Source organism: Rathayibacter caricis DSM 15933 (assembly GCF_003044275.1).
In the GTDB taxonomy this organism is placed as follows: Bacteria; Actinomycetota; Actinomycetes; order Actinomycetales; family Microbacteriaceae; genus Rathayibacter; species Rathayibacter caricis.
Map to the genome: position 1 here is coordinate 2,835,886 of NZ_PZPL01000001.1, position 24,423 is coordinate 2,860,308.

Sequence of the window (24,423 nt, forward strand, 5' to 3'; positions counted from 1 at the left end):
TCGGGGCCGCCGGGCGTCGCTACCGTCGCGGGATGATCCCCCTGGAGCACGTCGTCCTCACCAGGTTCAGCGTCGTCTTCACGGCGGGGCAGCCGACTCCGGAGGATGCGTGGCTGCGCTACCGGCTGGGCTTCTTCCGCGACGCGACGGTCGCCTCCCTCCGCTCCCAGACCTCGACGGGCTCCTCCTGGCTCGTGTTCCTCGACGATCGGGCGCCCGACTGGCTGCGGTCAGAGATGGCGGAACTGTCCTCCGACGGGCTGTTCGACGCCGTGTACGTCCGAGGACCGTTCTCGGCCGAGGTGGTGCGCGCCGAGATCGTGCAGCGGGTGGACCCCGCTGCGGCACTCCTGACGACTCGTCTCGACAGCGACGACGCCCTCGGCCGGCGCTTCGTGGAGACCGTGCGTCGGGAGGCGAGTGCGGCGCTCGTGCAGGGGGTCGGGGAGGACGGGCTCTCTCTCAACTGCACCCGCGGTCTGCAGATCGACCGCTCCGGCGCGGTCTTCCGCTACGACTACGCCTCGAACCCTTTCATCAGCCTCCTCGAACCCCCGCGGGGAGCACTCGGACCTCGGACGGTGCTCCAGGACGGACGGCACAGCTCCTCCCGCCTCCACGCCCCGGTGCGCAGCATCCGGGCCGAGCCGCTCTGGCTCCAGGTCGTGCACGGCTCGAACCTGATGAACGACATCCGCGGAGTGCGGATCGGCCCCGCCGCCGTCGACAGGTCCTTCGGGATAGACCTCGAGTACCGCCGGTCGACCGGAGCCGCGCTGCTCGCGGGGGAGTCGCTGCTCTCCCGGCTCGCGCTCCTCCGGCTCTGGTGGCGATCGCCCGGGCTGGCGAGACAGTTCGCCGAGGGACGTCTGGAGTGGCTGCGCGGTACCCGGACGGCTCCTCGACGGCCTCCCCGCTCCCGTTCCCGCCGGTACCCTGGATCACATGGCTGAACGCACCTCCTGGTCGCTCGGTCGCGCACTGCGCGGCCTGTTCGAGAAGCGCACGATCGACGACCAGACGTGGGACGACCTCGAGACGGCGCTCATCACCGCCGACTTCGGCCCCGACATCACCGAGGAGATCGTCGAGGACCTCCGTGCGAAGGTCGAGCGCTACAGCACGACCGATCCGCGCGACCTCCAGCGCATGCTCCGCGAGTCGATGGAGGAACGGCTGTCGAAGTACGACACGACCCTCAAGCTCAGCGAGCGCCCGGCCGTGATCCTCGTCGTGGGCGTCAACGGCGTCGGCAAGACCACGACCATCGGCAAGTTCGCCAAGTTCCTCCGCAACTACGACCGCAGCGTCGTGGTCGGAGCCGCCGACACGTTCCGCGCGGCCGCCGTCGATCAGCTCGCCACCTGGGCCCAGCGCGCCGATGCGCAGATCGTGCGCCCGCAGCAGGAGCGCCAGGATCCCGCGTCCGTCGCGTTCCAGACCGTGCAGTTCGCGAAGGACAACGGCATCGAGATGGTCATCATCGACACCGCGGGCCGCCTGCACACGAAGGGCGGGCTGATGGACGAGCTCGGCAAGATCAAGCGCGTCATCGAGAAGCAGGCGCCGATCTCCGAGATCCTGCTCGTGCTCGACGCGACGACCGGTCAGAACGGTCTCAGCCAGGCCGAGGCGTTCATCGAGCACGCCGGAGTGACGGGGCTCGTCATCACGAAGCTCGACGGTTCCGCGAAGGGCGGCTTCGTCCTCGCTGTGCAGGAGCGCACCGGCATCCCGATCAAGCTCGTCGGCCAGGGCGAGGGCATCGGCGACCTCACCGGCTTCACCCCGCACGTCTTCGCCCAGCAGCTCGTCGGCTGACCGCCGGACGCGCTCGGCTCCCCGCGCTCCGCGAGACGCCACTCCGGTACGCGACACGCTGAGCGAGGAGGACCGGACCGGCGTCTCGCGCCGGCGCGACCGATCACACCGCCTGCGAGAACCCCAGCGCCGCGTCGGCGAGGTGCCGCAGGTGCTCCGGGACCGGCCGCCCCTTCGACTCCATCGACTGCGCCCAGAGCCGGCCCGCGCGGTAGGAGGACCGCACGAGCGGACCCGAGAGCACGCCGAGGAAGCCGATGTCCTCCGCCTCCTCCTTGATCGCCACGAACTCCTCCGGATGCACCCAGCGATCGACCGGCAGGTGCCGCGGCGTCGGCCGCAGGTACTGCGTGATCGTGAGCAGGTCGGTGCCCGCGTCGTGCAGGTCCTGCAGCGCCTGCGAGATCTCCTCGCGCTCCTCGCCCATGCCCAGGATGAGGTTCGACTTGGTGATCAGACCCGCGTCGCGCCCCTGCGTGAGCACGTCGAGCGAGCGCTCGTAGCGGAACGCGGGCCGGATCCGCTTGAAGATCCGCGGGACGGTCTCGACGTTGTGCGCGAACACCTCCGGGCGCGCCTCGAACACGCGGCCGAGGTGCTCCGGGCGCCCGGTGAAGTCGGGCACGAGGATCTCGACACCCGTGCCGGGGGACTGCGCGTGGATCTGGCGGATGGTCTCGGCGTAGAGCCAGGAGCCCTCGTCCGCGAGGTCGTCGCGCGCGACTCCGGTGACCGTGGCGTAGCGGAGGTTCATCCTCGCCACCGATTCGCCCACGCGCCGCGGCTCGTCGGCGTCGTAGTCGGCGGGCTTGCCGGTGTCGATCTGGCAGAAGTCGCAGCGGCGCGTGCACTGAGCGCCGCCGATGAGGAACGTGGCCTCTCGGTCCTCCCAGCACTCGAAGATGTTGGGGCAGCCCGCCTCCTGGCAGACCGTGTGCAGCTCCTCGCTCTTCACGAGCGATTGCAGCTGCCGGTACTCCGGGCCCATGGTGGCCTTGGTCTTGATCCAGTCGGGCTTGCGCTCGATCGGAGTCTCGGCGTTGCGGATCTCGAGTCGGAGCAGCTTGCGTCCGCCCACCTCGGCGCTCATGCGGCCACCACCGCGGCCTGCTGAGCCGTGAACTCGAGCGAGCACTCGCGGAACCGCCGGTCGACCAGGGCGCGCACCGCCTCCATCGACACGGCGCTGCCCGTCTCTCGCTCGATCGTCGTCACTCCGGCGTCCGCGATGCCGCAGGCGACGATGCGGGAGTAGGGCTCGAGGCTGTTCGAGACGTTGAGCGCGAAGCCGTGCATCGTCACGCCGCCGGCGACGCGGATGCCGATGGCCGCGATCTTGTCGGCGCCGAGCGGTCGGCGGATCCACACGCCCGAGCGCCCGTCGATCCGCTCGCCCGTGACCCCGAGGTCGGCGAGCACGGCGATCAGCATGCCCTCGAGGGAGCGGACGTAGGCGACCACGTCGACCGGCTCGCGCAGCCGCACGATCGGGTACCCGACGAGCTGACCGGGCCCGTGCCAGGTGATCCTGCCGCCGCGGTCGACGTCGACGACGGGGAAGCCGTCGACCGGGCGCTCGTGCGCCTCGGTCCGCTTGCCCGCGGTGTAGACGGAGGCGTGCTCGCAGAGCACCAGCACGCCGTCGCGCCCGGCGACCACCTCATCGTGGAGGCGGCGCTGCAGCTGCCAGCCGTCGCGGTAGTCCAGAGGAGCTGCGGAGTCGCCCGCCAGAAGTGTCTCGATCACGTCGCCACCCTAGACGCTTTCCTGCACCGAGCCCAGTTAATCGAGCCGAGCCCCCGCAGAACCGAGCACTCCGCGGCTCCGGTAGAATTCCGGGCATCATGGCTACTTTCGGCACCCTCTCCGATCGACTCGTCGAGACCTTCAAGAACCTCCGCACGAAGGGCAAGCTCTCGGCCTCGGACGTCGACGGCACCGTCCGCGAGATCCGGCGCGCGCTGCTCGACGCCGATGTTGCGCTGGACGTGGTCAAGGCCTTCACCGGGAAGGTCCGCGAGCGCGCCCTCGGCGACGAGGTCAACAAGGCGCTGAACCCGGCGCAGCAGGTCGTGCAGATCGTCAACGAGGAGCTCGTCGCGATCCTCGGCGGTCAGTCGCGCCGCCTCGAGTTCGCGAAGCGCCCGCCGACCGTCATCATGCTCGCGGGCCTCCAGGGTGCGGGCAAGACGACGCTCGCCGGCAAGCTCGGCAAGTACCTCGGCAAGGACGGGCACACGCCCCTCCTCGTCGCCGCCGACCTCCAGCGCCCCAACGCGGTGCAACAGCTGCAGGTCGTGGGCGAGCAGGCCGGAGTCGCGGTCTACGCTCCCGAGCCCGGCAACGGGGTCGGCAATCCGGTCAAGGTGGCGCAGAACGCGATCAAGTTCGCCGTCGACAAGCAGTACGACACCGTCATCATCGACACCGCCGGTCGCCTCGGTGTCGACGCCGACATGATGAAGCAGGCGTCCGACATCCGCCGCGTCACGAACCCCGACGAGGTCCTCTTCGTCATCGACGCCATGATCGGACAGGACGCGGTCGCCACCGCGAAGGCCTTCCAGGAGGGCGTCGATTTCACCGGAGTCGTGCTGTCGAAGCTCGACGGCGATGCGCGAGGCGGCGCAGCGCTGTCCGTCGCCTCGCTGACCGGTCGGCCGATCCTCTTCGCCTCCACGGGCGAGGGCCTCGACGACTTCGAGCAGTTCCACCCCGACCGCATGGCGAGCCGGATCCTCGACCTCGGCGACGTGCTGACCCTCATCGAGCAGGCGCAGTCCGCGTTCGACGAGGACGAGGCGCGCAAGGTCGCCGAGAAGATCATGAGCGACTCGTTCACGCTCGACGACTTCCTCGGCCAGATGCAGCAGCTGCGCAACATGGGCTCGATCAAGAAGATGATCGGCATGCTCCCGGGCGCCAAGGGCATGCGCGACCAGCTCGACCAGTTCGACGAGCGCGAGATCGTGCGCACCGAGGCCATCATCCAGTCGATGACCAAGGCCGAGCGCGTGAACCCGAAGCTGCTCAACGGCTCCCGCCGGCTGCGCATTGCGCGGGGCTCGGGCATGACCGTGACCGACGTGAACCAGCTCGTGCAGCGCTTCGAGCAGGCCGCGAAGATGATGAAGACCGTGGCCAAGGGCGGCATGCCGAACGTGCCCGGCATGGGTCCCGTCCCCGGAGCCGGCTACCAGGGCCGTCCGAAGCCGCAGAAGAAGAAGACGTCGAAGTCGGGCAACCCGGCGAAGCGCGCGGCCGAGAACGCGGCCATCACCTCGGGCCCGCGTCCCGGCGACGCCGGCGGATCGGGCTTCGGCCTCGGCGGCGGCACGGGCCCGCAGGCCCAGCCCACCCCCGAGGAGCTGGAGCAGCTGCAGAAGTTCCTCGGCCGATGACGGCGGGGCGACGGATCGCCGCAGCGGCCCTCGCGGCCGTCGCCGTCCTCGGGCTCGCGGGCTGCGCTGAGACGTCCGGAGCGGATGCGATGTCGGCGCCCGCTTCCGAGGAGCTCGTCGGCCGGTGGGTGACCGGAGTCGCCTACGAGTCCCCGGACGTGCCGTTCCTCCTGATCGCCGACGACGGCACCTGGACCGGCTCGGACGGCTGCAACGGCGTGCAGGGCGAGTGGTCGATCGACGGCGAGGGCGGGCTCAGCGTCGACGCCGGGCCGAGCACGATGATCGCGTGCGACGGAGTGGCCCTGCCGACGATCTTCTCGGAGGCGTCGATGGCCGCGATCGACGGCGGACGCCTCCGCCTCTTCGACGACGCCGGCGCCACCACCGTCAAGCTCGCCCGCTCGACCTCCGACGACGCCCCGACCACCGCCCCCGACCCCGCCGGCGAGTAGCCGCCGCCCCTCCCTGCTCGAGCAGGCCACCCGTCGGGCACCCCTTGCTGATCGAGCAACCCGCGCAGCGGGCGTCCCCCACTCGCTGATCGAGTAGCCCGCGCAGCGGGCGTATCGAGATCCACGTCACCCGGAGCCGGTGGGTCTCGATACGCGCCTGCGGCGCTACTCGACCAGCAAGAAGGGGCGCCTGCGCTACTCGACCAGCAGAAGGGGCGCCTGAGGCGCTCCTCTCCCAGCGACGGAAGACGCGTCCCCGTCACTCCCGAGGTCTAGCGTGGAGAGCATGACAACCACCACCGCGCGCCCGGTCCGCATCGGCGTCCAGATCGCCCCTCAGCACGTGTCCTACGAGGTCATCCGCGACACCCTCGCCGAGATCGAGGACCTCGGCGTCGACATCGCCTTCAACTGGGATCACTTCTACCCGCTCTCGGGCGAGCCCGACGGCCTCCACTTCGAGGGCTGGAGCATGCTCGCCGCCTGGGCCGAGCAGACCAGCCGCATCGAGTTCGGCCCGCTCGTGACCTGCAACAGCTACCGCAACCCCGACCTGCTGGCCGACATGGCCCGCACCGTCGACCACATCAGCGCGAAGGGCGCGGAGGGCCGCTTGATCTTCGGCATCGGCTCCGGCTGGTTCGAGCGCGACTACCAGGAGTACGGCTACGAGTTCGGCACCGCCGGCTCGCGACTGGACGAGCTGTCCGAGGCCATGCCGCGCATCCGCAGCCGCTGGGAGAAGCTGAACCCCGCTCCCACCCGCGACATCCCCGTGATGATCGGCGGCGGGGGAGAGAGGAAGACCCTGCGGATCGTCGCCGAGCACGCCGACATCTGGCACAGCTTCTCGGACGTCCCGACCCTCGAGCGCAAGCTCGGCGTCCTCGGCGACTGGTGCACGCGGGTCGACCGCGACCTGTCGGCCATCGAGATCTCGACCGGAGCGAGCGTGCGTGCCGGCGTCGGAGACGACTCCTTCGAGGTGCTCGATCAGCAGTTCGACCTCGGCGCGCGCCTGTTCACGCTCGGCATCACCGGCCCCGACATCGACCTCGCGCCGGTGCGCGAGCTCCTGTCCTGGCGCGACGGCAAGAACAGCACTACCCGCTGATCGGAGAGGGGCGGGAGCTCGACTCCCGCCCTACTCCGTGACCGTCGGCGCCGAATCGGTCGGGACGCTCTGCCCGAGCCCGGCCTTCTCGGCCGCCAGCGCGAAGGCCTCCGCGAGGGCGAGCTGGCCCGCCTCCGTCGGGTGGATGCCGTCCTCGGCGAGCAGCCCGTCGGCGCGGAGCGGATCGGGGTACTCGAGCGCTCCGCCGCCGGCCGCGGTCACCGCGTCCACCAGCGCCTGGTCGTAGGCGGCGAGGTCGGCGGGCCGCGGGTCGGGTCCCCAGACGGAGTCGACCGCGATCAGTCGCGCGGACGAGACGGCAGCGGCGATCGCCTGGACCGCCGGAGGGATCGCGGCGACGACCTCGTCGACGGACGAGCCGAGGTCGTTGCTGCTCGCCAGGACGACGACGGCGTCCGGCTCGGTCGCGGCGATCTCCTCGGCGCGCTCCCCGATCGGGGACCCGCAGGTCCCCGGCCTGACGAAGCCGCCGCCGTCGCAGCCGAGGTTGGTCACCGTCCAGCCGAACGCGTCGCCGACGAGCACGGGCCAGGCGGCTTCCGCGTCGAGCCCGTAGCCGCGCACGATGCTGTCCCCGACGAAGGTGACCCGCGCGCCGGCCGGGATCGCTCCTCCGACCACGAGCGGGTTCGGGGCCTCGGCGTCGCGGGTCGGGGCCGGAGTCGCGGTCGCGGCACCGGTCGCCGCGGGCTCCGCTGCGGACGAGCACCCGGCCAGCCCCAGCACGAGGGCCGCGACCAGCACGAGCCGCCGCGTCGCGGTCATGCCCGCGGGTCCCGCAGTCCGTCGCGCAGCTCGCCGGCGAGTGCCCGCACGACGGACTTCAGGTCGCCGTCGTTCGCCGCGGCGACCTTCAGCTGCCGCTGGTAGCTGGCGCCGGCGACGAGGATCAGCTCGACGTCGGCGAGCTCGGCGGTGCAGTCCAGGCGCTCGGCGACGGGCGCGAGCGTCACGAGCAGATCGCGGATGTCGTCGGTCACGAGGCGCTCGGCCCCCGCGCTGTCCAGGATGATCTCGGCGTCGAGTCCGTACCGCGCCGCGCGCCACTTGTTCTCGCGCACGTACCAGGGCTGCATGGTCGGCAGGTCCTCGCCCTGGTCCAGGCGCGTCGACAGGTGCTCGACGAGGCACTGGATGAGCGCGGCGACCGCGCCGATCTCCTCCGCAGACGAGAGGCCGTCGCACGCGCGCATCTCGAGCGTGCCCCACTGCGGCGAGGGGCGGATGTCCCAGCGGACCTCGGTGTGGTCGTCGATGACGCCGGTGCGCATCATGTCGTCGACGTACTCCTCGTAGTTCGCCCACGCGCCGAACTGGGGAGGAAGGCCCGCCGTGGGCAGCTGCTGGAACATCAGGGCGCGGTTCGAGGCGTACCCGGTGTCCACTCCGCCCCAGAACGGGCTCGACGCCGACAGAGCCTGGAGGTGCGGGTAGTAGTCGAGCAGGGATTTCAGGATCGCGAGCACCTTGTCGCGGTCCTCGATGCCGACGTGCACGTGGATGCCCCAGATCATCATGTTCCGGCCCCACCACTGGGTCCGGTCGATGAGCCGGTGGTAGCGCTCCTTGTCGGTGATGCTCTGGTCGTACCACTGGGCGAAGGGGTGGGTGCCGGAGCAGACGAGGTCCAGGCCCATGGGGTCCGTGATCTCGCGCACCTGGCGCAGCTGGTCCTGCAGATCGGCGACGGCGTCGCGGACGGTCGTGTGCACACCGGAGACGAGCTCGACGGTGTTGCGCAGCAGCTCGCCGGTGATCCGCGGATGCGGCTCGCCGTCCTCCCCGCGGAGGGCCTCGAGCACGACGTCGGCGACGTTGGCCAGATCGCCCGTCTGCCGGTCGACGATCGCGACCTCCCACTCGATCCCGAGCGTGGAGCGGTCGGACTGGGCGAAGCTGATCTCCATGGCGTCGTCTCCGTCGATCCGGCGTCCACCGGGTCGGGACGCACGGCTTTCATCGTCCCACGACTCGCGGAGGCGGACGTGTGGGCTGTCCGCGCGGGGTCACAGGTGGTCGTCCGGTCGCGATCCGCGGCTGCGCGGCCCCGGGAGATGCATGTCGCGCCCGCGCGCCGGGCGTTTTTCTGGCAGAATGATCCGTCGGGTCCGAGGCGGTCGACCCTCTACTCACCGCCGAAGAAACCCCCTCGAGCTTCCGGCCGGGTGTGCACCCCACGCTCACGGCTCAGTTCATCCATCATCGACCTCATCGGTCAACGACCACACAGGAGAATTGTGGCTGTCAAGATTCGTCTGAAGCGCCTCGGCAAGATCCGAGCGCCCTACTACCGCATCGTCGTCGCCGACTCGCGCACCAAGCGCGACGGCCGCGTCATCGAGGAGATCGGCAAGTACCACCCCACCGAGGAGCCCTCGTTCATCCAGGTCGACTCCGAGCGTGCGCAGTACTGGCTCGGCGTCGGCGCGCAGCCGACCGAGCAGGTCGCCGCGATCCTCAAGCTGACCGGAGACTGGGGCCGCTACAAGGGCGACGCCGACGCCGTCAGCACCGTCAAGGTGAAGGAGCCCAAGGCGCCCTTCGTCATCGACGCCAAGAAGAAGCCCGTCCTCAAGCCCAAGACCGAGGCTCCGGCCAAGGCCGCCCCGGCCGAGGACACCGCCGACGAGACCTCCACCGAGGCGTAGTCCATGCTCGCTCCTGCCGTCGAACACCTCGTCAAGGGGATCGTCGAGAACCCCGATGAGGTCCGTGTCGTGGCGACGAGCTCCCCACGCGGAGAGGTCCTCGAGGTGCGCGTGCACCCCGAGGACCTCGGCCGCGTGATCGGACGTTCCGGCCGCACCGCCAAGGCCGTCCGCACCCTGGTCGCCGCTCTCGCCGACGGCCGTCGCGTCCGCGTCGACGTCGTCGACACCGACAAGTAGAGGTGGCGACCCCCGGAACGGGCACGACGCAGCTCCGCGTCGCCCGACTCACCAAGGCCCACGGCCTCAAGGGCGCCATCAAGCTCGAGCTCTACACCGACGAGCCCGACAAGCGCTTCACCCCCGGATCCACGTTCACGTTGCAGGTGCCTCGCACCTCCGAGTGGCACGGGAAGAAGCTCGAGCTCGTCGAGCTGCGCTGGTACAACAGCCACCCCGTCGCGTTCTTCAAGGGCGTCGACGACCGCAGCGCCGCCGAGACGCTCCTGAAGGCGATCCTCTGGATCGACGAGGAGGTCCGCACGACGCCGGGTGACGACGACTCCTGGTACGACTACCAGCTCGTCGGCATGAAGGTCGTCCGCGATGGAGCCGAAGTCGGCACCGTCCGCCGCGTCGATCACTTCCCCGCGCAGGATCTGCTGATCGTGGCGACTCCCTCCGGCGAGGTCATGGTGCCGTTCGTCACCGCGATCGTGCCGTCGATCGATCCCGTCGCCGGCGTCGTCACCGTCACTCCTCCGACCGGTCTCTTCGAGGAGATCGTCGAGGTGGAGCCCGCGCAGGTCGATCTGACGGGCGTCGACCTGTCGGATCCCGAGCTCGCGACGATCGCCGGGGCCGACTCCGAGGACGGCGATGCCGATCAGGACGCGATCGCGGCCGACGCCCCCTCCTCCGAGGGCGACCCGACCGATGAGACCCCCGCGGAGGACCCCCGGTCGTGAGGATCGACATCGTCACGATCTTCCCGGAGTTCTTCGGGGTGCTCGACATCAGCCTGCTCGGGCGTGCGCGCCAGAGCGGGCTGATCGAGCTCGGCGTGCACGATCTGCGCTCCTTCACCCACGACCGGCACCGCACTGTCGACGACACTCCCTACGGCGGAGGCGCCGGCATGGTCATGCGCCCGGAGCCGTGGGGCGAGGCGCTCGACACGATCCTCGAGTCCGCCGGCGACGCGGATCCGCTCGTCGTCTTCCCCTCGCCCGCCGGTGAGGTCTTCACGCAGGCCACCGCTCGGCAGCTCGCCGACGAGAAGGCGCTCGTCTTCGGCTGCGGCCGCTACGAGGGCATCGACCAGCGCGTCGTCGACCACACCGCGACGCGCGCCCGCGTCCGAATGATCAGCCTCGGCGACTACGTGCTGAACGGTGGCGAGGTCGCCGTCATGTCCATGATCGAGGCCGTCGGCCGACTCGTCCCCGGCGTCGTCGGCAACCCGGCGAGCCTGGTCGAGGAGAGCCACTCCGACGGCCTGCTCGAGTACCCCAGCTACACCAAGCCCGCGTCCTGGCGCGGCCTCGACGTCCCCCCGGTGCTGCTCAGCGGCAACCACGGAGCGATCGCCGCGTGGCGCCACGAGCAGAGCGTCGAGCGCACCCGCCGCGTCCGCCCGGAGTTGCTCCCCTAGGGTCTGCCCTCGGCGCGCCGCTCGGCGAGGCGCCGCTCCCGCATCGCGAGGAACAGCGGGAACGTGAAGGCGAGCGCGACCAGCGGAGCGAGCAGCACGTAGACCCAGATCCGCTTCATCCTGAGACGCCGTCCTTCGGCGACGATCAGGGCCACCGCCGCGATCGCGACGATCAGCAGATCCGTCGTCAGCGACGACACCGCCGGCCCGCCGTCGAACCAGGCGCCGAGGAAGTCGACGCTCTCGAGCACGGCGCGGATGTTGTGCGTCCAGGTGCCGACGAGCCCGAGGACCGCGAGGACGAGGTAGACCAGCGCCAGCGGCGTCCAGTTCTTCAGCAGTCGGTTCATCGCGGGACCTCCGTGGTGCGCGGTCGGGTGAGCACGGCGACGGCGCCGCCGAGCAGGAGGAGGGCGAGGCCGAGACCGACGGCCGCGGTGAGCGCACCCGGAGCGACGATCGACTGGCCGCGCAGCGCCTGCCAGCAGGTGATCGCGACGACACCGGCCCACCCGACGGAGGCGAGCACGAGCAGTCGGGCGCGCACGACCGAGTAGGCGAGCAGCGGGACGCGTCGTCCGAGCAGACGCAGGCCGATCGCCAGCAGCGGCAGCCCCTGCAGGGCGTGCATCCCGACGAAGTGCGGGATGCGGAGGTCGCCGCCCGTGGTGCTCCAGCCGAGCAGCGGCAGGCCCGTGCCGCCGTCCGGCACGCCGACGGCGTGCGCTCCGACGACCCCCTTGTAGTCCGAGATCTGGTCCGCGGTCGGACCGGTCATCAGGAAGGCCAGCGCCATGCCCACCAGGCCGATCACGAGTCCCGACCGCACGGCGACCGTCAGGGCCGCATCGCCCAGGGGGACCCGGGCCAGGAGGAGCGCCAGGACCAGGGTGGCGAGCCAGACGACCACGATCGACACGGCCATGGTCGTCCACATCACCGAGTGCAGGGGCGTGCTGACGTCGAAGTGGCTCGCGGCACCGACGGCCGCGGCGCCGCCGATGACGACCATCTCGATCACCAGGCCCGCTGCCGCGACGGTGCCGAGGATGCGTCCGAGTCGACGGCGGCGGGGGAGGAGTCCGATCAGCCACGCGAGGGTCAGCGCGTAGACGGCGATCGAGAGGCAGAACTTGAGCGGCTTCGCCCAGACGGGCTGCCCGCCGAGCTCGCGCGGATCGACGAGGAGCGCGACGACGCAGAACGCGGCCCCGACGGCCATCGCGATCGCGAGGGCGAGGAGGGGACGGTGCGGACGGGCGGGGGCCTCGGAGATCGGCGCCTCCTGCACGGCGGTCATCGCGACGCGCCCTCGGCCGGGCCGAACCGGCGCTGCGTCTCGCGGGCCTGGGCCACTCGGCGCAGCGACTGCAGGACCACGTCGCCGAGAGCCGTCCCGACCGCCGCGATCGACGCCTGCTCGCTCACGCTCTCCCTCGCCTCGAGCTCGTCGAGGTCGGCGCGGGCGACGAGCTCGGCGGCCTCCTCGTAGCGCTCGAGCCAGTCGGGGGTCATCGCTCCGCCGGACGCCTCCAGGGCGTCCAGCGCGCGGGCCGCCGTCGCGACGGCGGGGTGCTCGCACAGCAGCGGGCCGACGAGCGAGCGGATGCGCTCCAGCGAGCCCTCCGTCGCCGGGGCCTCCGAGTCGGCGTTCGCCGAGACGACGTCCTGCGCCACCTCGAACGCGTGCGCAGGGGGTGCCCCGCTGTCGAGGACCGCTGTGATGCGCTTCGCGCCGGCGATGCCGACTCCTCCGCTCTCGATGAGACCGCGGAGCAGGCGGAGCCGCGCGACGTGGGCGTCGCCGTACTCCGCCCGCTGGGGCACCGAGGACTCGCCCGTGGCGAGGATCCCCTCCCGGATGTAGTACTTGATCGTGGCGACGCTGACGCCCGTGAGGCGAGCGAGCTCGGAGATGCGCATACGGAGAGTATGGCTATCCGATAGTGTCGCTGTCCAGTGCAGTCGCCGACGCGGTCCTCTCCGCGTCAGTCCCGGGCGGTGAGGACCAGCGCCCCGGTCTCGGTGATCGCGATCGTGTGCTCCATGTGCGCCCCGCGCGAGCCGTCGCGGCTGCGGAGGGTCCAGCCGTCCTTGTCGGTGAAGATCTCGTCGGTCGTCTGCAGGAACCACGGCTCGATCGCGACGACCAGGCCCGGCCGCAGCGGGTAGCCGCGCCCGGCGCGCCCGTCGTTCGGGACGTGCGGGTCCCCGTGCATCGTGCGCCCGACGCCGTGGCCGCCGAAGTCGGTGTTGATGCTCAGCCCCTCGGCGCGGGCGACCGCGGCGATCGCGGCCGAGATGTCGCCGATCTTCCCGCCCGGCTTCGCGGCGGCGATGCCGGCCTCGAGCGCGCGGGTGGTGGTGTCGATGAGAGCGAGGTCCTCGTCGCGCGGCGTGCCGACCACGACGCTGACGGCGGAGTCGGACACCCAGCCGTTCACGGACGCCGCGAAGTCGAGCGTCAGCAGGTCGCCGTCCCGCAGGCGGTAGTCGAACGGCAGCCCGTGCAGCACGGCGTCGTTGACGGAGGTGCAGAGCACCTTGCCGAAGGGGCTCGCACCGAAGGAGGGGTGGTAGTCGATGTAGCAGGACTCGGCGCCGGCCTTGCGGATCATGTCGTGGGCGAGGCGGTCGAGCTCGAGCAGGTTGACGCCCACTCCGGCCGCGGCGACGGTGGCCTGCAGGACCTCGGCCACGAAGCGGCCGGCGGGTCGCATCTCCTCGATCTCGGCGGGCGTGCGCAGCTCGATCATCCTGATCCTCTCGGGGGTCGCTGAGGCGTTGCTCAGCGGTGGTGGGTACGGTCGGTGCATGCGCACGCGACGGGCTTTCGGTTCCTGGCAGTATCCGGCCGCGATCGTCCTGCCCCTGTGGATCCTCCTGGGGTACGGACTCTTCGGGGGATCGAGCGGGTGGACCGTCCTCGGCCTCGTCATCGCCCTCCCCATTCTGGCGCTCAGCCTCGCCGTCGTGGCGAGCATCGTGGCGTTTCGGGTGACTGTGCGGCCGACGCGCACCCCGGCTTGGGGCGACGTCGCCGCTCTGGGCGCCTGGCACGCGTCGCTGATCGCGCTCGGGTTCTTCCCTCCGGGAGCGTGGGCGCTCGGGCTGCTCTCGGTGCTGCTCGGAGTCGTGGCGCTCGGCCACTCCGTCTGGCGCTTCCTCCACGATGCACGGGCGACGCTGGTGGCCTTCGCCGAGGCGTCGACCGTGCAGGCCCAGGGGGGCCGGCCGGTGACGGGCGAGGGCTTCGACCCGGAGCGCCCGCAGGACGGTCAGACGATCGTCCTCTGAGCGGACCGCCTCCCCGCTTTGACGCGGATCGGCGCGCCGTGACAGAATAAGCGCTTGTGCCTCGCGCAGGCTCTGCCACAGGGGAGCCGCTACGACGCGGGGCGCGCACCGACTTCCCACCCACGAAACGGTGCTCGACCTGTGGCGGGCACGGAGAGCGATAGAACATGCACATCCTCGATAACGTCGATGCGGCGTCACTCCGGACCGACATCCCCGACTTCCGTGCGGGCGACACCGTCAAGGTCCACGTCAACATCGTCGAGGGAACCCGCTCGCGCGTCCAGGTCTTCCAGGGCGTCGTCATCGGCCGCTCCAACGAGGGCGTCCGCGAGACCTTCACCGTCCGCAAGGTCAGCTTCCAGGTCGGCGTCGAGCGCACCTTCCCGGTGCACTCCCCGGTGATCGACCACATCGAGGTCGTCACCCGCGGAGACGTGCGCCGCGCGAAGCTCTACTACCTGCGGAACCTCCGCGGCAAGAAGGCCAAGATCAAGGAGAAGCGCTGACCCCCAGCGGGTCTCCGCACACTCTTCCCGAACCCCGGTCCACTTATGATGGACCGGGGTTCGACCCTTTCCGGGGGCCGGTCCTGCCGGTGACCCCGGCCCGGTGATGCTCGGTCCCGGACGAACCACAGCTAGGGGCGACGGCACGCGATGACAGACAGCACGGCCCCGGTCCGGCTCGAGGGCGACGGCGAGCACGCCCGCCACACCGCGGAGCCGGAGCGGCCCCGCAGGCGCCGCGGCCTGCTCCTCTTCCTCCGCGACGTGCTGATCATCTTCGTCGTCGCCGTGCTGGTCTCGTTCCTGGTGAAGACGTTCCTGATCCGCTCGTTCTACATCCCGTCGTCCTCGATGGAGCAGACGCTGGTCGAGAACGACCGCATCCTCGTGAACGAGCTGGTCCCCGACCTGGTTCCGATCTCGCGCGGTGACGTCGTCGTCTTCCGCGATCCGGGCGGATGGCTCTCGCCGAGCACCGAGCCGGAGGTGCCGCCGTTCCAGGCCGCCGTCGACTCCGCCCTAGCGATCGTCGGCCTCACCGCTCCCGACAGCAACGACCATCTGATCAAGCGCGTCATCGGCCTGCCCGGCGACCGGATCACCTGCTGCACCCCGCTCGGCCAGGTGGAGGTCAACGGCAACCCGATCGACGAGCCCTACGTGAAGCTCCCCGATGGAGTCCAGGCCGTCTCGGCGACCCCGTTCGACGTGACCGTGCCCGAGGGCTCGCTCTGGGTCATGGGCGACAACCGCTACAACTCGGCCGACTCCCGCTACAACACCGACAAGCCAGGCAACGGCTTCGTCCCGATCGACAACGTCGTCGGCCGGGCGGTCCTGGTGACCTGGCCGGTGGAGCAGTGGGCGTGGCTGGACGACTACCCGTCCGTGTTCCGCGGGGTCGAGAAGGACACGTCGGAGTCGTCCGAGTCGTCCGAGTCCTCCTCCGAGGCCGGGCAGGGCTAGGTGGCCGTCGCCGAACCGACCCTGTCGATGGAGCGGCGCCTCTTCCGCCAGGGCTACGAGAGCATCATCGGCTGCGACGAGGTGGGCCGCGGAGCGATCGCCGGCCCCGTCTCGGTCGGCGTCGTCTCGATTCCCCGACGCTGCGGCCGCTTCCCGGAGGGGCTGCGCGACTCCAAACTGCTCGCTCCGGCCCGTCGCGAGGCCCTGCTGCCCGGCGTGGTGAAGTGGGTCTCGGGCTGGGCGATCGGCGAGTCCTCCGCCGACGAGATCGACGACTCCGGGATCATCGCCGGCCTCGGCCGAGCCGCATCGCGCGGCATCGAGCGTCTCGTCGACCAGGGCGTCGACCTCGCGACGTCGGTGGTGCTGCTCGACGGCAAGCACGACTGGCTCACGCCGGCGCTGGGGGAGTGGGCCGCCGAGCTGACCATCGTCACCCGCATCAAGGCCGACCGCGACTGCGCGTCCGTCTCGGCCGCCTCCGTGCTGGCGAAGGTCGGCCGCGACGGCCAGATGGTGCGCCACCACGACGAGTTCGCGGACTACGCCTGGGACAGCAACAAGGGCTACGGCAGCGCCGCGCACTGGGCGGGCCTCGACCGCGTCGGTCCGTCCCCGCTGCACCGCGTCACGTGGCTGTCGAAGCCGCGCGAGGCAGTCGCCGACGAGGTGCCCGCGGCGTCCGGCGCTCCCGCACCCGCGTAGGATTGACGGACGATGGATGAAGACGAATTCGAGGACTACGACCGCGAGGTCGAGCTGGCACTGTACCGGGAGTACCGCGACGTCGTCTCGCAGTTCTCGTACGTCGTCGAGACCGAGCGCCGCTTCTACCTCGCGAACGAGGTCGATCTCGTGCGCCGCGACACCGAGCACGACTTCTACTTCGAGCTGACCATGCGCGACGTGTGGGTCTGGGACGTCTACCGCTCCGACCGCTTCGTGAAGTCGGTCCGCGTCCTGACTTTCAAGGACGTCAACGTCGAGGAGCTCTCCCGCAAGGAGTTCGAGCTCCCCAAGGAACTCGCCCTCGACGAGTAGCGCTCCGCGCCCCTTCTGCTGCGGTGCGCTGCCTTCTGCGCGCGGCGCGCCCTCCCCTCTTGCTGGTCGAGTAGCCGCCCCCGGCGGCGTATCGAGACCCACCTCCCCTCGAGCTGATCCCTCCACAGCCCCTCTTCCCGCGCTTTCTCCTGAGATCCACCTTCCGCAGTCCCGCGCTCACCTCTTCTCCGCGACTCTGCGTGCGGGAGGTCTTCATGGACAAGGACGAGTTGGGTCGGCGGGGCGAGGAGATCGCTGCGGCGCATCTGAGGGCGAAGGGCTTCGAGCTCCTGGACCGCAACTGGCGGGTGCGGGAGGGCGAGCTCGACATCGTCGCGCGTGAGGGTGCGGCGTTGGTGGTGGTGGAGGTGAAGACGCGCTCCTCCGCGCGGTTCGGGATGCCGATCGAGGCGATCACCCGGGCGAAGGCGCAGCGGCTGCGGCGGTTGGCGTACGCGTGGGCTCGGGAGCACGACCAACGGGCGCGGCATCTGCGGATCGACGCGGTGGGCATCATCGCGCCGGACGGGGTCCCGGTGCAGGTGCGGCACTTCCGGGCGGTGGCGTGATGGGCATGGGTCGCACCTCCGCGGTGGGCCTGGTCGGGTTCACGGGAGCGGTGGTCGGAGTCGAGGCGCACTCCTCCGACGGCACTCCCGCGATCGGGATCGTCGGGCTGCCGGACGCGGCGCTGTCGCAGGCGAAGGAGCGGGTGCGCTCGGCGGCGACCAACTCGGGCAGTGTGATCTCGGAGTACAAGATCACGGTGAACCTCTCACCGGCCGCGATGCCCAAGCACGGGTCCGCGTTCGATCTCGCGATCGGTTTGGCTGCGCTGGCGGCGCTGGGCGAGGTGAACGGTGAGTCCGTCGCATCCGTCGTGCATGTCGGCGAGCTCGGTCTGGACGGTCGGCTCCGTTCTGTTCCGGGTGTGCTGCCGGCGGTGCTCGCCGCGGCGAGGGCGGGTCGTCGCCGCGTCATGGTGCCGCTCGAGGACCGCGCCGAGGCGGAGCTCGTCGACGGCGTCGAGATCATCGCCGTCTCGTCGCTGGCCGCAGCGGCCGTGTGGCACGGAGCGGAGTGGGAGGTCCCGGTCCTCCCCGAGCCCGCCGCACACGGGCAGGCCCCGGTCGAACCGGTGTCGCGCCTGGACTTCGCCGACGTGATCGGCAATGAGGAGGCGGCGGAGGCGATGATCGCGGCGGCTGCGGGCGGTCACCACGTGTTCCTCCTGGGTCCGCCCGGCGCGGGCAAGACGATGCTCGCGACCCGACTCCCGGGAATCCTCCCCGACCTCGACGACGACGCCGCCCTCGAAGCCACGTGCATGCGCTCCCTCGTCGGCGCGTCCACCGGAGGCAGCCTCGTGCGCCGCCCGCCGTTCGAGAGCCCGCACCACTCCGCCTCGGCCGCCGCGATCGTCGGAGGCGGCAGCGGACGCATCCGCCCGGGCGCCGTCGCCCGCGCCACAAGAGGGGTGCTCTTCTTGGATGAAGCTCCCGAGTTCAGCGCGGTCGCGCTCGACGCGCTGAGGCAGCCGCTGGAGTCGGGTGTCATCCGCATCCATCGCGCGAACGCGGTCGCCGAGTTCCCGGCGCGCGTGCAGCTGGTCCTCGCCGCGAACCCCTGCCCCTGCGGTCGCCACGGCATCCCGGGAGAGACGTGCACGTGCGCTCCCGCGCTGCGGCGCCGCTACCTCGCCCGCTTGAGCGGACCGCTGCTCGATCGGGTCGACATCCGTCTCACCGTGCGCCGCATCGGAGCCGCTCATCTCGCCGCGCGGAGGGATGAGCAGGGCGTCACGACGGCAGACGCGCGCTCGCGGGTGACCGCGGCTCGCGACCGAGCCCGCGAGAGACTCCGGCGCACACCCTGGACGACGAACGCCGAGGTCTCCGGAAGCTGGCTCCGCTCCGGTGATCAGCGGCCGACCTCCTCGGAGTCGCGGACCCTCGACAAGGCGCTCGAGCGCGGCCTCGTCACGATGCGCGGCTACGACCGGGTGCTCCGCCTGGCCTGGACTCTCGCGGACCTCGACGGCGCCGAGAGGCCGACCGCCGGCCATCTCGGACGCGCCCTCGTCCTCCGAGGAGGTGCGGCATGACCGCGAACCTGTTCGATCGCTCCGAGCTCCGCGCCGCCCGTTCCCTCCTGGCCGAGGGAGACGCCTCCGATACCGCTGATGTGCTCGCTCGTGCGGCATGGAGCGGTCTGACCGAGCCGGGCGACGCTGTCGCGGCGACGCTCATCGAGGCCGTCGGCGCCACGGCTGCGCTCGCGCACGTCGTCTCGTCCGCTACCGCGTCGGACGTTCTCGCCGACTCCGACTGCACACCCGGCGAGCTGTCCGCCCTCGCGGCAGGGCTCGAGCGATGGCGTCCCAGACTGGACCGCGCGCTGGTCCTGCGTCGGATCGACATCGCGCAGAAGCTCAAGGCCCACCTGCTCCTGCCCGGCTCGCCCGGGTGGCCGGAAGCACTCGACGACCTGGGTCCGCACGCCCCGCTCATCCTCTGGTCCCGCGGTGACCCCTCCGCGTTCGCACCCGCCCACCGGCTCGCCCTGGTCGGCGCTCGAGCGGCCACCGGGTACGGCGAGCACGTCACCGCCGAACTCGCCGCAGGAGTCGCCGACCGCGGCGTCCTCGTCGTCTCTGGAGGTGCCTTCGGCATCGATGCGGTCGGCCACCGTGCGGTCCTCGGCTCCGGCGGTCGCACGGTCGCCTTTCTCGCAGGGGGACCGGACCGGCTCTACCCAACGGCGCACTCCGAGCTGCTGCACCGGATCATCGCGACTCCCGGCTGCGCGGTGGTGACGGAGGTGCCGCCGGGGACGACGCCCACGAGATGGAGGTTTCTGCAGAGGAACAGATTGATAGCGGCTTCGTCGGGAGCGACGGTCATCGTCGAGGCCGGCGCTCGTTCGGGGTCCCTCAACACCGCCGGCCACGCGGCGGCGCTCGGCCGCCCGCTCGGAGCCGTCCCCGGCCCCGTCACGAGCGCGTCCTCCGCCGGTTGCCATCGCCTCCTCCGCGAGTTCGCGGCGACCTGTGTCACCTCGGCGCCGGAGGTCCTCGAGCTTCTCGGCGTGGGGGAGAGCGTCCCGACGGACCTCGTTCCCGGACCGGCCTCCCGCCTCGTCGCCGCGCTGCGGGAGCGCGGACAGCAGGACACCGACGCGCTCGCGCAGCATCTCGGGCTCCGCGTGTCCGAGACCCTCGCGATCCTCGGCGCGCTCCTGGCGGAGGCCCACGTGCAGCGAACTGACGACGGGAGGTGGTCGGTGACCCCCCGCTGATCACGCGGCGCGGCCGACTGCGGCCCTTCGCGCCGGCCCCGCGGCTCGCCGGACACCCGCTGTCGGTCGTCCGCCCTACGCTGAAACCAGGTCAGCGAGGGGAGCCGCATGGACGACGAGGCGACGACGACGGAGCATCCGCAGCTCGGGCACTTCCGGGCGGCCGATCGGGTGATCGCGCACCTCAGCGACACGCACTTCCTCGCCGAGGGCGCTCCGCTCTACGGAGTCGTCGACACGGTCGCGCGCCTCGACCAGGCCCTCGCACGGCTCGAGGAGCGCGGCGGTCGACTCGATGCCATCGTCGTCACGGGTGACGTGGCCGACCGGGGCGAGGAGGACGCCTACCGGCGGGTGAAGGCGGCGCTCGATCCGCTCGCCGCGCGCTTCGGCGGCCCGATCGTGTGGGTGATGGGTAACCACGACGAGCGGCGGGCGTTCCGACGCGTGCTCCTCGACCAGCAGCACGACGACGGCGGGACGCCGATCGACCAGGTCGTCGACCTCGACGGGCTGCGAATCATCGCGCTCGACAGCGCGGTGCCCGGCTTCCATCACGGCGCGCTCACCGACGAGCAGCTCGAGCGCCTCCAGCGCGAGCTCGCGACTCCGGCCCCGCTCGGCACGATCCTCGCCCTTCATCACCCGCCGCTCCCCACTCCGCTCGGTGCGATGACCGTGCTCGAGCTCCGCGGCATCGAGCGGCTCGAAGAGGTGGTCCGCGGGAGCGACGTCCGCGCGATCCTCGGCGGCCACCTGCACTACCCGTCGGCCGCGACCTTCGCCGGTGTCCCCGTCTTCGTCGCCGGCGCGACCAGCTACACGATGGACCTCGGCGCGCCCGAACGGGAGTTGCGGGGGATCGACGGCGCCCAGAGCTTCTCGCTGGTCCACGTGCACCCCGAGACGATCGCGACCTCCCTCGTGCCCAGCGCGACGGCTCCGATCGCCACCCGCTTCGGCACCGACCTGATCGAACGGCTCGAGGAGCTCGACGAGCAGGGCCGCATCAACCTGTGGTCGCGCATGCCCACCGTGGAGGCGTGAGGCGGCGTGCGTGACGCGAGCCTCGCCGGCGCCGTCGACGACTTCCTCCGCTACGTGCTCGACGAGCGCTCGCTCTCACCCGCGACGGCCAAGGGCTACCGAAGCGACCTCGCCACTCTCCTGGCTCACGCGGCGACGAAGCGCGTCGCGACCCTCGCCGACGTCGACCTCGAGTTGCTCCGCGACTGGCTGTGGCAGCAGACGCAGACGGGGGTCTCGCGGGCCACGCTCGCCCGTCGCACCGCGGCGGTCCGCTCCTTCTCCTCCTGGGCGCAGCGCACCGAGCGCACGCCCACCGACGTTGCCGCACGGCTCCGCACCCCGAAGGCGGGCCGCTCCCTCCCGCACGTCCTCACCCAGGCGCAGACGGAGCAGGTGATCGACACCGTGACGGCGCGCGGAGCGACCGACGACCCCGTCGCACTCCGCGACCTCGCGATCATCGAGCTGCTCTACGCCTCCGGCATCCGCGTCTCGGAGCTCGTCGCGATCGACATCGGCGATCTCGATCTCTCACGGCTCACCGTCCTCGTCACCGGCAAGGGCTCGAAGCAGCGCGTCGTCCCCTTCGGCGTCCCGGCGAAGGAGGCGCTCGTCGCCTACCTCGACACGGCCCGCCCGCACCTCGCGAAGCCCGAGTCGCAGAACGCGCTCCTGCTCGGCCGGCGGGGCGCGCGCCTCACGCCCCGCACGGTCTACGGAGTCGTCACGCGCCTCCTCGAGGACGGCTCCGGCCCCTCCGGTCCGCACACGCTCCGCCACTCCGCCGCCACCCACCTGCTCGACGGGGGAGCCGACCTCCGCTCGGTCCAGGAGATGCTCGGCCACGCGAGCCTGGGGACGACCCAGATCTACACGCACGTCTCGACCGAGCGCATCCGCGACGCCTACCGGCTCGCTCACCCGCGCGCCTGACGCGACGTCGAGAGGCAGCAGCACAGCCCGGGGGATTCCCCCGAAGAAGCGCATCGGAGAGACGTACTCGCCGTCCTCCCGGACGCCCAGGTGCACGCACCGCGCGTCGCAGTGGCCTCCGCCGCCGACCGTCCCGATCACGTCCCCCGGAGCCACGAACGCACCCGCGGACACGGTCGCCTCGACCGGCTCGACGCTCGACACCAGCCCGTCGGCGTGCTCGATGCTCACCACCCCGCGGTCCACCACCCGCCCGGCGAACGACACCGTCCCGCCGGTCGCGGCCACGACAGGCGCTCCGGCGGTCGCCTCGAGGTCGATGCCCCGGTGGCCCGCCGCGTACCGGTGCTCGGGCGCCTGCCAGGGCTCGACCACGACGAATCCGGGCACCGGTGAGACCCACAGCGATCCCGGCGGCACCGCCTCAGACGAACCCAGGAGGCCGGAGAGGAGCGCCAGGAACACGCCCGGGCGCAGGAGCATCGACGTCGTCATCCGCTCACCCTGCTGCTCGAGCGCCGAGTCCAGCGGCCGCCCGCGCTGACCGGGGGAGAAGCCCCGCGAGCTCCGTCCGGTGGAGGACGGTCTCGGATCGCTCGCGAATGCAACCCGTCGAGCCCGATCCGCACTCGGGAGTAACGTCGCTTCGCGTGAATCCGGCACGGGGCGCCATCAGCGCCGCCGGCCGGCAGCCAGAGCGGAGACGATCATGACCACGGGACGATCCGAGACACCGGCCCCTTCAGCAGCCAAGCTCCGGAGGAAGGTGATCGGGCTGGCCATCGCGGCCGCGGTCGGCGGCTTCCTCTTCGGCTTCGACTCCTCCGTCGTGAACGGAGCGGTCGAGGCGGTGCAGGGCGAGTTCGACCTCTCGGCCGCGCTGATCGGCTTCGCCGTCGCATCGGCGCTGCTGGGCTGCGCGCTCGGCGCCTACCTCGCGGGCCGCCTCGCCGACCGCTGGGGCCGCATCAAGGTGATGCTGCTCGGCGCCGGCCTCTTCTTCGTCTCCTCCATCGGCGCCGGCGCGGCGTTCGCCGTCTGGGACCTCGTCCTCTGGCGCGTCGTCGGAGGCCTCGGCATCGGCATCGCCTCGGTGATCGCCCCCACCTACATCTCCGAGATCGCCCCGAAGGCGATCCGCGGTGCCCTCGCCTCGCTGCAGCAGCTCGCGATCACGCTCGGCATCTTCGCCGCGCTGCTCTCGGACACCCTCATCGCGAACGGCGCGGACGGCGCCGCCGAGCCGTTCTGGTTCGGAGTCGCCGCCTGGCGCTGGATGTTCATCGCCTGCGCCGTCCCCGCCGTGATCTACGGCCTGCTCGCGCTGACGCTGCCGGAGTCGCCCCGCTTCCTCGCCACCCGGGGCAAGACGGAGGAGGCGCGCCGCGTCCTCGCGACCGTCACGCCCCGCGAGGAGGTCGACGACGCCCTCGCCGACATCCAGAAGCGCATCGACGAGGACGCCGAGAACGCCAAGCGCTCGAGCCTGCGCGGCCCCGCGCTCGGACTGCTGCCCGTCGTCTGGGTCGGAATCCTGCTCTCCGTGTTCCAGCAGTTCGTCGGCATCAACGTGATCTTCTACTACTCCACATCGCTGTGGAGCGCGGTCGGCTTCGACGAGTCGAACTCGTTCGCCATCTCGGTCTTCACCTCCGTCGTCAACGTCGTCGTCACCTTCGTGGCGATCTTCCTGGTCGACAAGGTCGGCCGGAAGCCGCTGCTGCTGGTCGGCTCGGCCGGCATGGCGATCTCGCTCGCGCTGATGGCGATCGCGTTCAGCCAGTCGACGATCAACGGCGAGGACGTCTCGCTGCCCGGCGCCTGGGGCCCGATCGCCCTCGTCTCGGCCAACGCCTTCGTCGTCTTCTTCGGCGCGACCTGGGGCCCGCTGGTCTGGGTCCTGCTCGGCGAGATCTTCCCGAACCGGATCCGAGCCGCGGCGCTCGGTCTCGCCGCCTCGGCGCAGTGGATCGCCAACTTCGTCATCACGGTGACGTTCCCGATCCTGTCGCAGGACGTCTCGCTGACGCTCGCCTACGGCCTCTACGCCGCGTTCGCCGCGATCTCGTTCGTCTTCGTCTTCATGTTCGTGCCCGAGACCAAGGGCCGGTCGCTGGAGGAGATGGACACCCTGCACATCCGCACCGTGATGAAGTCGGCGCGCAACTAGCAGCGCCCCTCGACACCCGGAGGCCGCCCTCCCGCACCAGCGGGGGAGGCGGCCTCCGCGGTGCTAG

General features: G+C 71.2%; 28 protein-coding genes and 1 pseudogene. 20 read left to right on the forward strand and 9 right to left on the reverse strand.

The annotated features are described in order from the left end of the window. The first annotated feature begins 32 nt into the window (after nt 1–32). On the forward strand, nt 33–953 hold the full coding sequence (locus C1I63_RS13150) for a glycosyltransferase (protein ID WP_107575069.1): 921 nt from the start codon (nt 33–35) through the stop codon (nt 951–953). Then, nucleotides 946–1,821 (forward strand): signal recognition particle-docking protein FtsY, encoded by an 876-nt coding sequence (gene ftsY, locus C1I63_RS13155; protein ID WP_055792633.1) that lies wholly within the window; start codon nt 946–948, stop codon nt 1,819–1,821. The genes C1I63_RS13150 and ftsY overlap by 8 nt, the downstream gene beginning before the upstream one ends. Before the next feature lie 103 nt (nt 1,822–1,924). On the opposite strand, the gene lipA is transcribed toward ftsY, so the two are convergent. Then, entirely contained in the window at nt 1,925–2,911 is a 987-nt protein-coding gene (lipA, locus tag C1I63_RS13160) for a lipoyl synthase (protein ID WP_077223252.1), read from the reverse strand. After that, complete coding sequence (gene lipB / locus C1I63_RS13165) at nt 2,908–3,567, reverse strand: lipoyl(octanoyl) transferase LipB (protein WP_244907073.1); 660 nt, start codon at nt 3,565–3,567, stop codon at nt 2,908–2,910. Before lipB ends, lipA begins: the two co-directional genes overlap by 4 nt. Before the next feature lie 98 nt (nt 3,568–3,665). Between lipB and ffh the strand changes: the two genes are divergently transcribed. The 3 genes from ffh to C1I63_RS13180 all read left to right on the forward strand — a co-directional run bounded on the left by ffh (nt 3,666) and on the right by C1I63_RS13180 (nt 6,791). Further along, entirely contained in the window at nt 3,666–5,222 is a 1,557-nt protein-coding gene (gene ffh / locus C1I63_RS13170) for a signal recognition particle protein (RefSeq protein WP_107575070.1), read from the forward strand. Then, entirely contained in the window at nt 5,219–5,677 is a 459-nt protein-coding gene (locus tag C1I63_RS13175; protein ID WP_107575071.1) for an META domain-containing protein, read from the forward strand. Before ffh ends, C1I63_RS13175 begins: the two co-directional genes overlap by 4 nt. Nucleotides 5,678–5,963: 286 nt before the next feature. After that, entirely contained in the window at nt 5,964–6,791 is an 828-nt protein-coding gene (locus C1I63_RS13180) for an LLM class F420-dependent oxidoreductase (RefSeq protein WP_107575868.1), read from the forward strand. 30 nt (nt 6,792–6,821) lie between these two features. On the opposite strand, the gene C1I63_RS13185 is transcribed toward C1I63_RS13180, so the two are convergent. Together C1I63_RS13185 and C1I63_RS13190 are read right to left on the reverse strand one after the other, a co-directional pair. Continuing rightward, a complete protein-coding gene (locus C1I63_RS13185; RefSeq protein WP_107575072.1) occupies nt 6,822–7,577 on the reverse strand; it encodes an SGNH/GDSL hydrolase family protein in 756 nt (251 codons plus the stop codon). Beyond that, the gene (locus C1I63_RS13190; protein WP_107575073.1) at nt 7,574–8,719 is read right to left on the reverse strand and encodes a glutamate--cysteine ligase; all 1,146 of its coding nucleotides are present in this window, start codon (nt 8,717–8,719) and stop codon (nt 7,574–7,576) included. The genes C1I63_RS13185 and C1I63_RS13190 overlap by 4 nt, the downstream gene beginning before the upstream one ends. Before the next feature lie 330 nt (nt 8,720–9,049). Here C1I63_RS13190 and rpsP point away from each other — a divergent pair, with 330 nt between their 5' ends. From rpsP to trmD, 4 genes are read left to right on the forward strand one after another with little or no spacing between them, the layout of a single operon-like run. Then, on the forward strand, nt 9,050–9,460 hold the full coding sequence (gene rpsP, locus C1I63_RS13195) for a 30S ribosomal protein S16 (RefSeq protein WP_055792609.1): 411 nt from the start codon (nt 9,050–9,052) through the stop codon (nt 9,458–9,460). Between the two features lie 3 nt (nt 9,461–9,463). After that, nucleotides 9,464–9,700, forward strand: coding sequence for an RNA-binding protein (locus tag C1I63_RS13200; RefSeq protein ID WP_055792605.1), 237 nt, complete (start codon nt 9,464–9,466; stop codon nt 9,698–9,700). 2 nt (nt 9,701–9,702) lie between these two features. Beyond that, nucleotides 9,703–10,428 (forward strand): ribosome maturation factor RimM, encoded by a 726-nt coding sequence (gene rimM, locus C1I63_RS13205; protein WP_107575074.1) that lies wholly within the window; start codon nt 9,703–9,705, stop codon nt 10,426–10,428. Further along, a complete protein-coding gene (gene trmD / locus C1I63_RS13210; RefSeq protein WP_107575075.1) occupies nt 10,425–11,114 on the forward strand; it encodes a tRNA (guanosine(37)-N1)-methyltransferase TrmD in 690 nt (229 codons plus the stop codon). The genes rimM and trmD overlap by 4 nt, the downstream gene beginning before the upstream one ends. On the opposite strand, the gene C1I63_RS13215 is transcribed toward trmD, so the two are convergent. The 4 genes from C1I63_RS13215 to map all read right to left on the reverse strand — a co-directional run bounded on the left by C1I63_RS13215 (nt 11,111) and on the right by map (nt 13,870). Then, entirely contained in the window at nt 11,111–11,464 is a 354-nt protein-coding gene (locus C1I63_RS13215; RefSeq protein WP_107575076.1) for a DUF2834 domain-containing protein, read from the reverse strand. The genes trmD and C1I63_RS13215 overlap by 4 nt on opposite strands. Beyond that, nucleotides 11,461–12,414, reverse strand: coding sequence for a hypothetical protein (locus tag C1I63_RS13220; protein ID WP_107575077.1), 954 nt, complete (start codon nt 12,412–12,414; stop codon nt 11,461–11,463). The genes C1I63_RS13215 and C1I63_RS13220 overlap by 4 nt, the downstream gene beginning before the upstream one ends. Then, entirely contained in the window at nt 12,411–13,037 is a 627-nt protein-coding gene (locus C1I63_RS13225; protein ID WP_107575078.1) for a MerR family transcriptional regulator, read from the reverse strand. The genes C1I63_RS13220 and C1I63_RS13225 overlap by 4 nt, the downstream gene beginning before the upstream one ends. 65 nt (nt 13,038–13,102) lie before the next feature. After that, nucleotides 13,103–13,870 (reverse strand): type I methionyl aminopeptidase, encoded by a 768-nt coding sequence (gene map, locus C1I63_RS13230; RefSeq protein WP_107575079.1) that lies wholly within the window; start codon nt 13,868–13,870, stop codon nt 13,103–13,105. 58 nt (nt 13,871–13,928) lie between these two features. Here map and C1I63_RS13235 point away from each other — a divergent pair, with 58 nt between their 5' ends. From C1I63_RS13235 to C1I63_RS13280, 10 genes are all read left to right on the forward strand, one after another. Further along, the gene (locus C1I63_RS13235; RefSeq protein WP_107575080.1) at nt 13,929–14,411 is read left to right on the forward strand and encodes an MFS transporter permease; all 483 of its coding nucleotides are present in this window, start codon (nt 13,929–13,931) and stop codon (nt 14,409–14,411) included. Between the two features lie 167 nt (nt 14,412–14,578). Beyond that, a complete protein-coding gene (gene rplS, locus C1I63_RS13240) occupies nt 14,579–14,920 on the forward strand; it encodes a 50S ribosomal protein L19 (RefSeq protein ID WP_055792582.1) in 342 nt (113 codons plus the stop codon). A gap of 150 nt (nt 14,921–15,070) precedes the next feature. Then, the gene (lepB, locus tag C1I63_RS13245) at nt 15,071–15,886 is read left to right on the forward strand and encodes a signal peptidase I (protein ID WP_107575081.1); all 816 of its coding nucleotides are present in this window, start codon (nt 15,071–15,073) and stop codon (nt 15,884–15,886) included. Next, the gene (locus tag C1I63_RS13250; protein WP_107575082.1) at nt 15,887–16,591 is read left to right on the forward strand and encodes a ribonuclease HII; all 705 of its coding nucleotides are present in this window, start codon (nt 15,887–15,889) and stop codon (nt 16,589–16,591) included. A 12-nt stretch (nt 16,592–16,603) separates the two neighbouring features. After that, on the forward strand, nt 16,604–16,927 hold the full coding sequence (locus C1I63_RS13255) for a DUF2469 domain-containing protein (RefSeq protein ID WP_055792576.1): 324 nt from the start codon (nt 16,604–16,606) through the stop codon (nt 16,925–16,927). A gap of 215 nt (nt 16,928–17,142) precedes the next feature. Beyond that, complete coding sequence (locus tag C1I63_RS13260; RefSeq protein WP_055792574.1) at nt 17,143–17,496, forward strand: YraN family protein; 354 nt, start codon at nt 17,143–17,145, stop codon at nt 17,494–17,496. Further along, nucleotides 17,496–19,031: a YifB family Mg chelatase-like AAA ATPase gene (locus C1I63_RS13265; RefSeq protein ID WP_107575083.1), complete on the forward strand. Its 1,536-nt coding sequence runs from the start codon at nt 17,496–17,498 to the stop codon at nt 19,029–19,031. The genes C1I63_RS13260 and C1I63_RS13265 overlap by 1 nt, the downstream gene beginning before the upstream one ends. Beyond that, on the forward strand, nt 19,028–20,224 hold the full coding sequence (dprA, locus tag C1I63_RS13270) for a DNA-processing protein DprA (RefSeq protein ID WP_107575084.1): 1,197 nt from the start codon (nt 19,028–19,030) through the stop codon (nt 20,222–20,224). Before C1I63_RS13265 ends, dprA begins: the two co-directional genes overlap by 4 nt. A gap of 108 nt (nt 20,225–20,332) precedes the next feature. Beyond that, entirely contained in the window at nt 20,333–21,271 is a 939-nt protein-coding gene (locus C1I63_RS13275) for a phosphodiesterase (RefSeq protein ID WP_107575085.1), read from the forward strand. Nucleotides 21,272–21,277: 6 nt separating this feature from the next. Further along, the gene (locus tag C1I63_RS13280; RefSeq protein WP_107575086.1) at nt 21,278–22,186 is read left to right on the forward strand and encodes a tyrosine recombinase XerC; all 909 of its coding nucleotides are present in this window, start codon (nt 21,278–21,280) and stop codon (nt 22,184–22,186) included. A gap of 66 nt (nt 22,187–22,252) precedes the next feature. On the opposite strand, the pseudogene C1I63_RS20455 reads toward C1I63_RS13280, so the two are convergent. After that, nucleotides 22,253–22,681: pseudogene (locus tag C1I63_RS20455) on the reverse strand (murein hydrolase activator EnvC family protein); the annotation flags it as partial. A 214-nt stretch (nt 22,682–22,895) separates the two neighbouring features. On the opposite strand from C1I63_RS20455, the gene C1I63_RS13290 reads away from it, so the two are divergent. Further along, complete coding sequence (locus C1I63_RS13290) at nt 22,896–24,356, forward strand: sugar porter family MFS transporter (RefSeq protein ID WP_107575088.1); 1,461 nt, start codon at nt 22,896–22,898, stop codon at nt 24,354–24,356. Nucleotides 24,357–24,423: the final 67 nt, after the last annotated feature.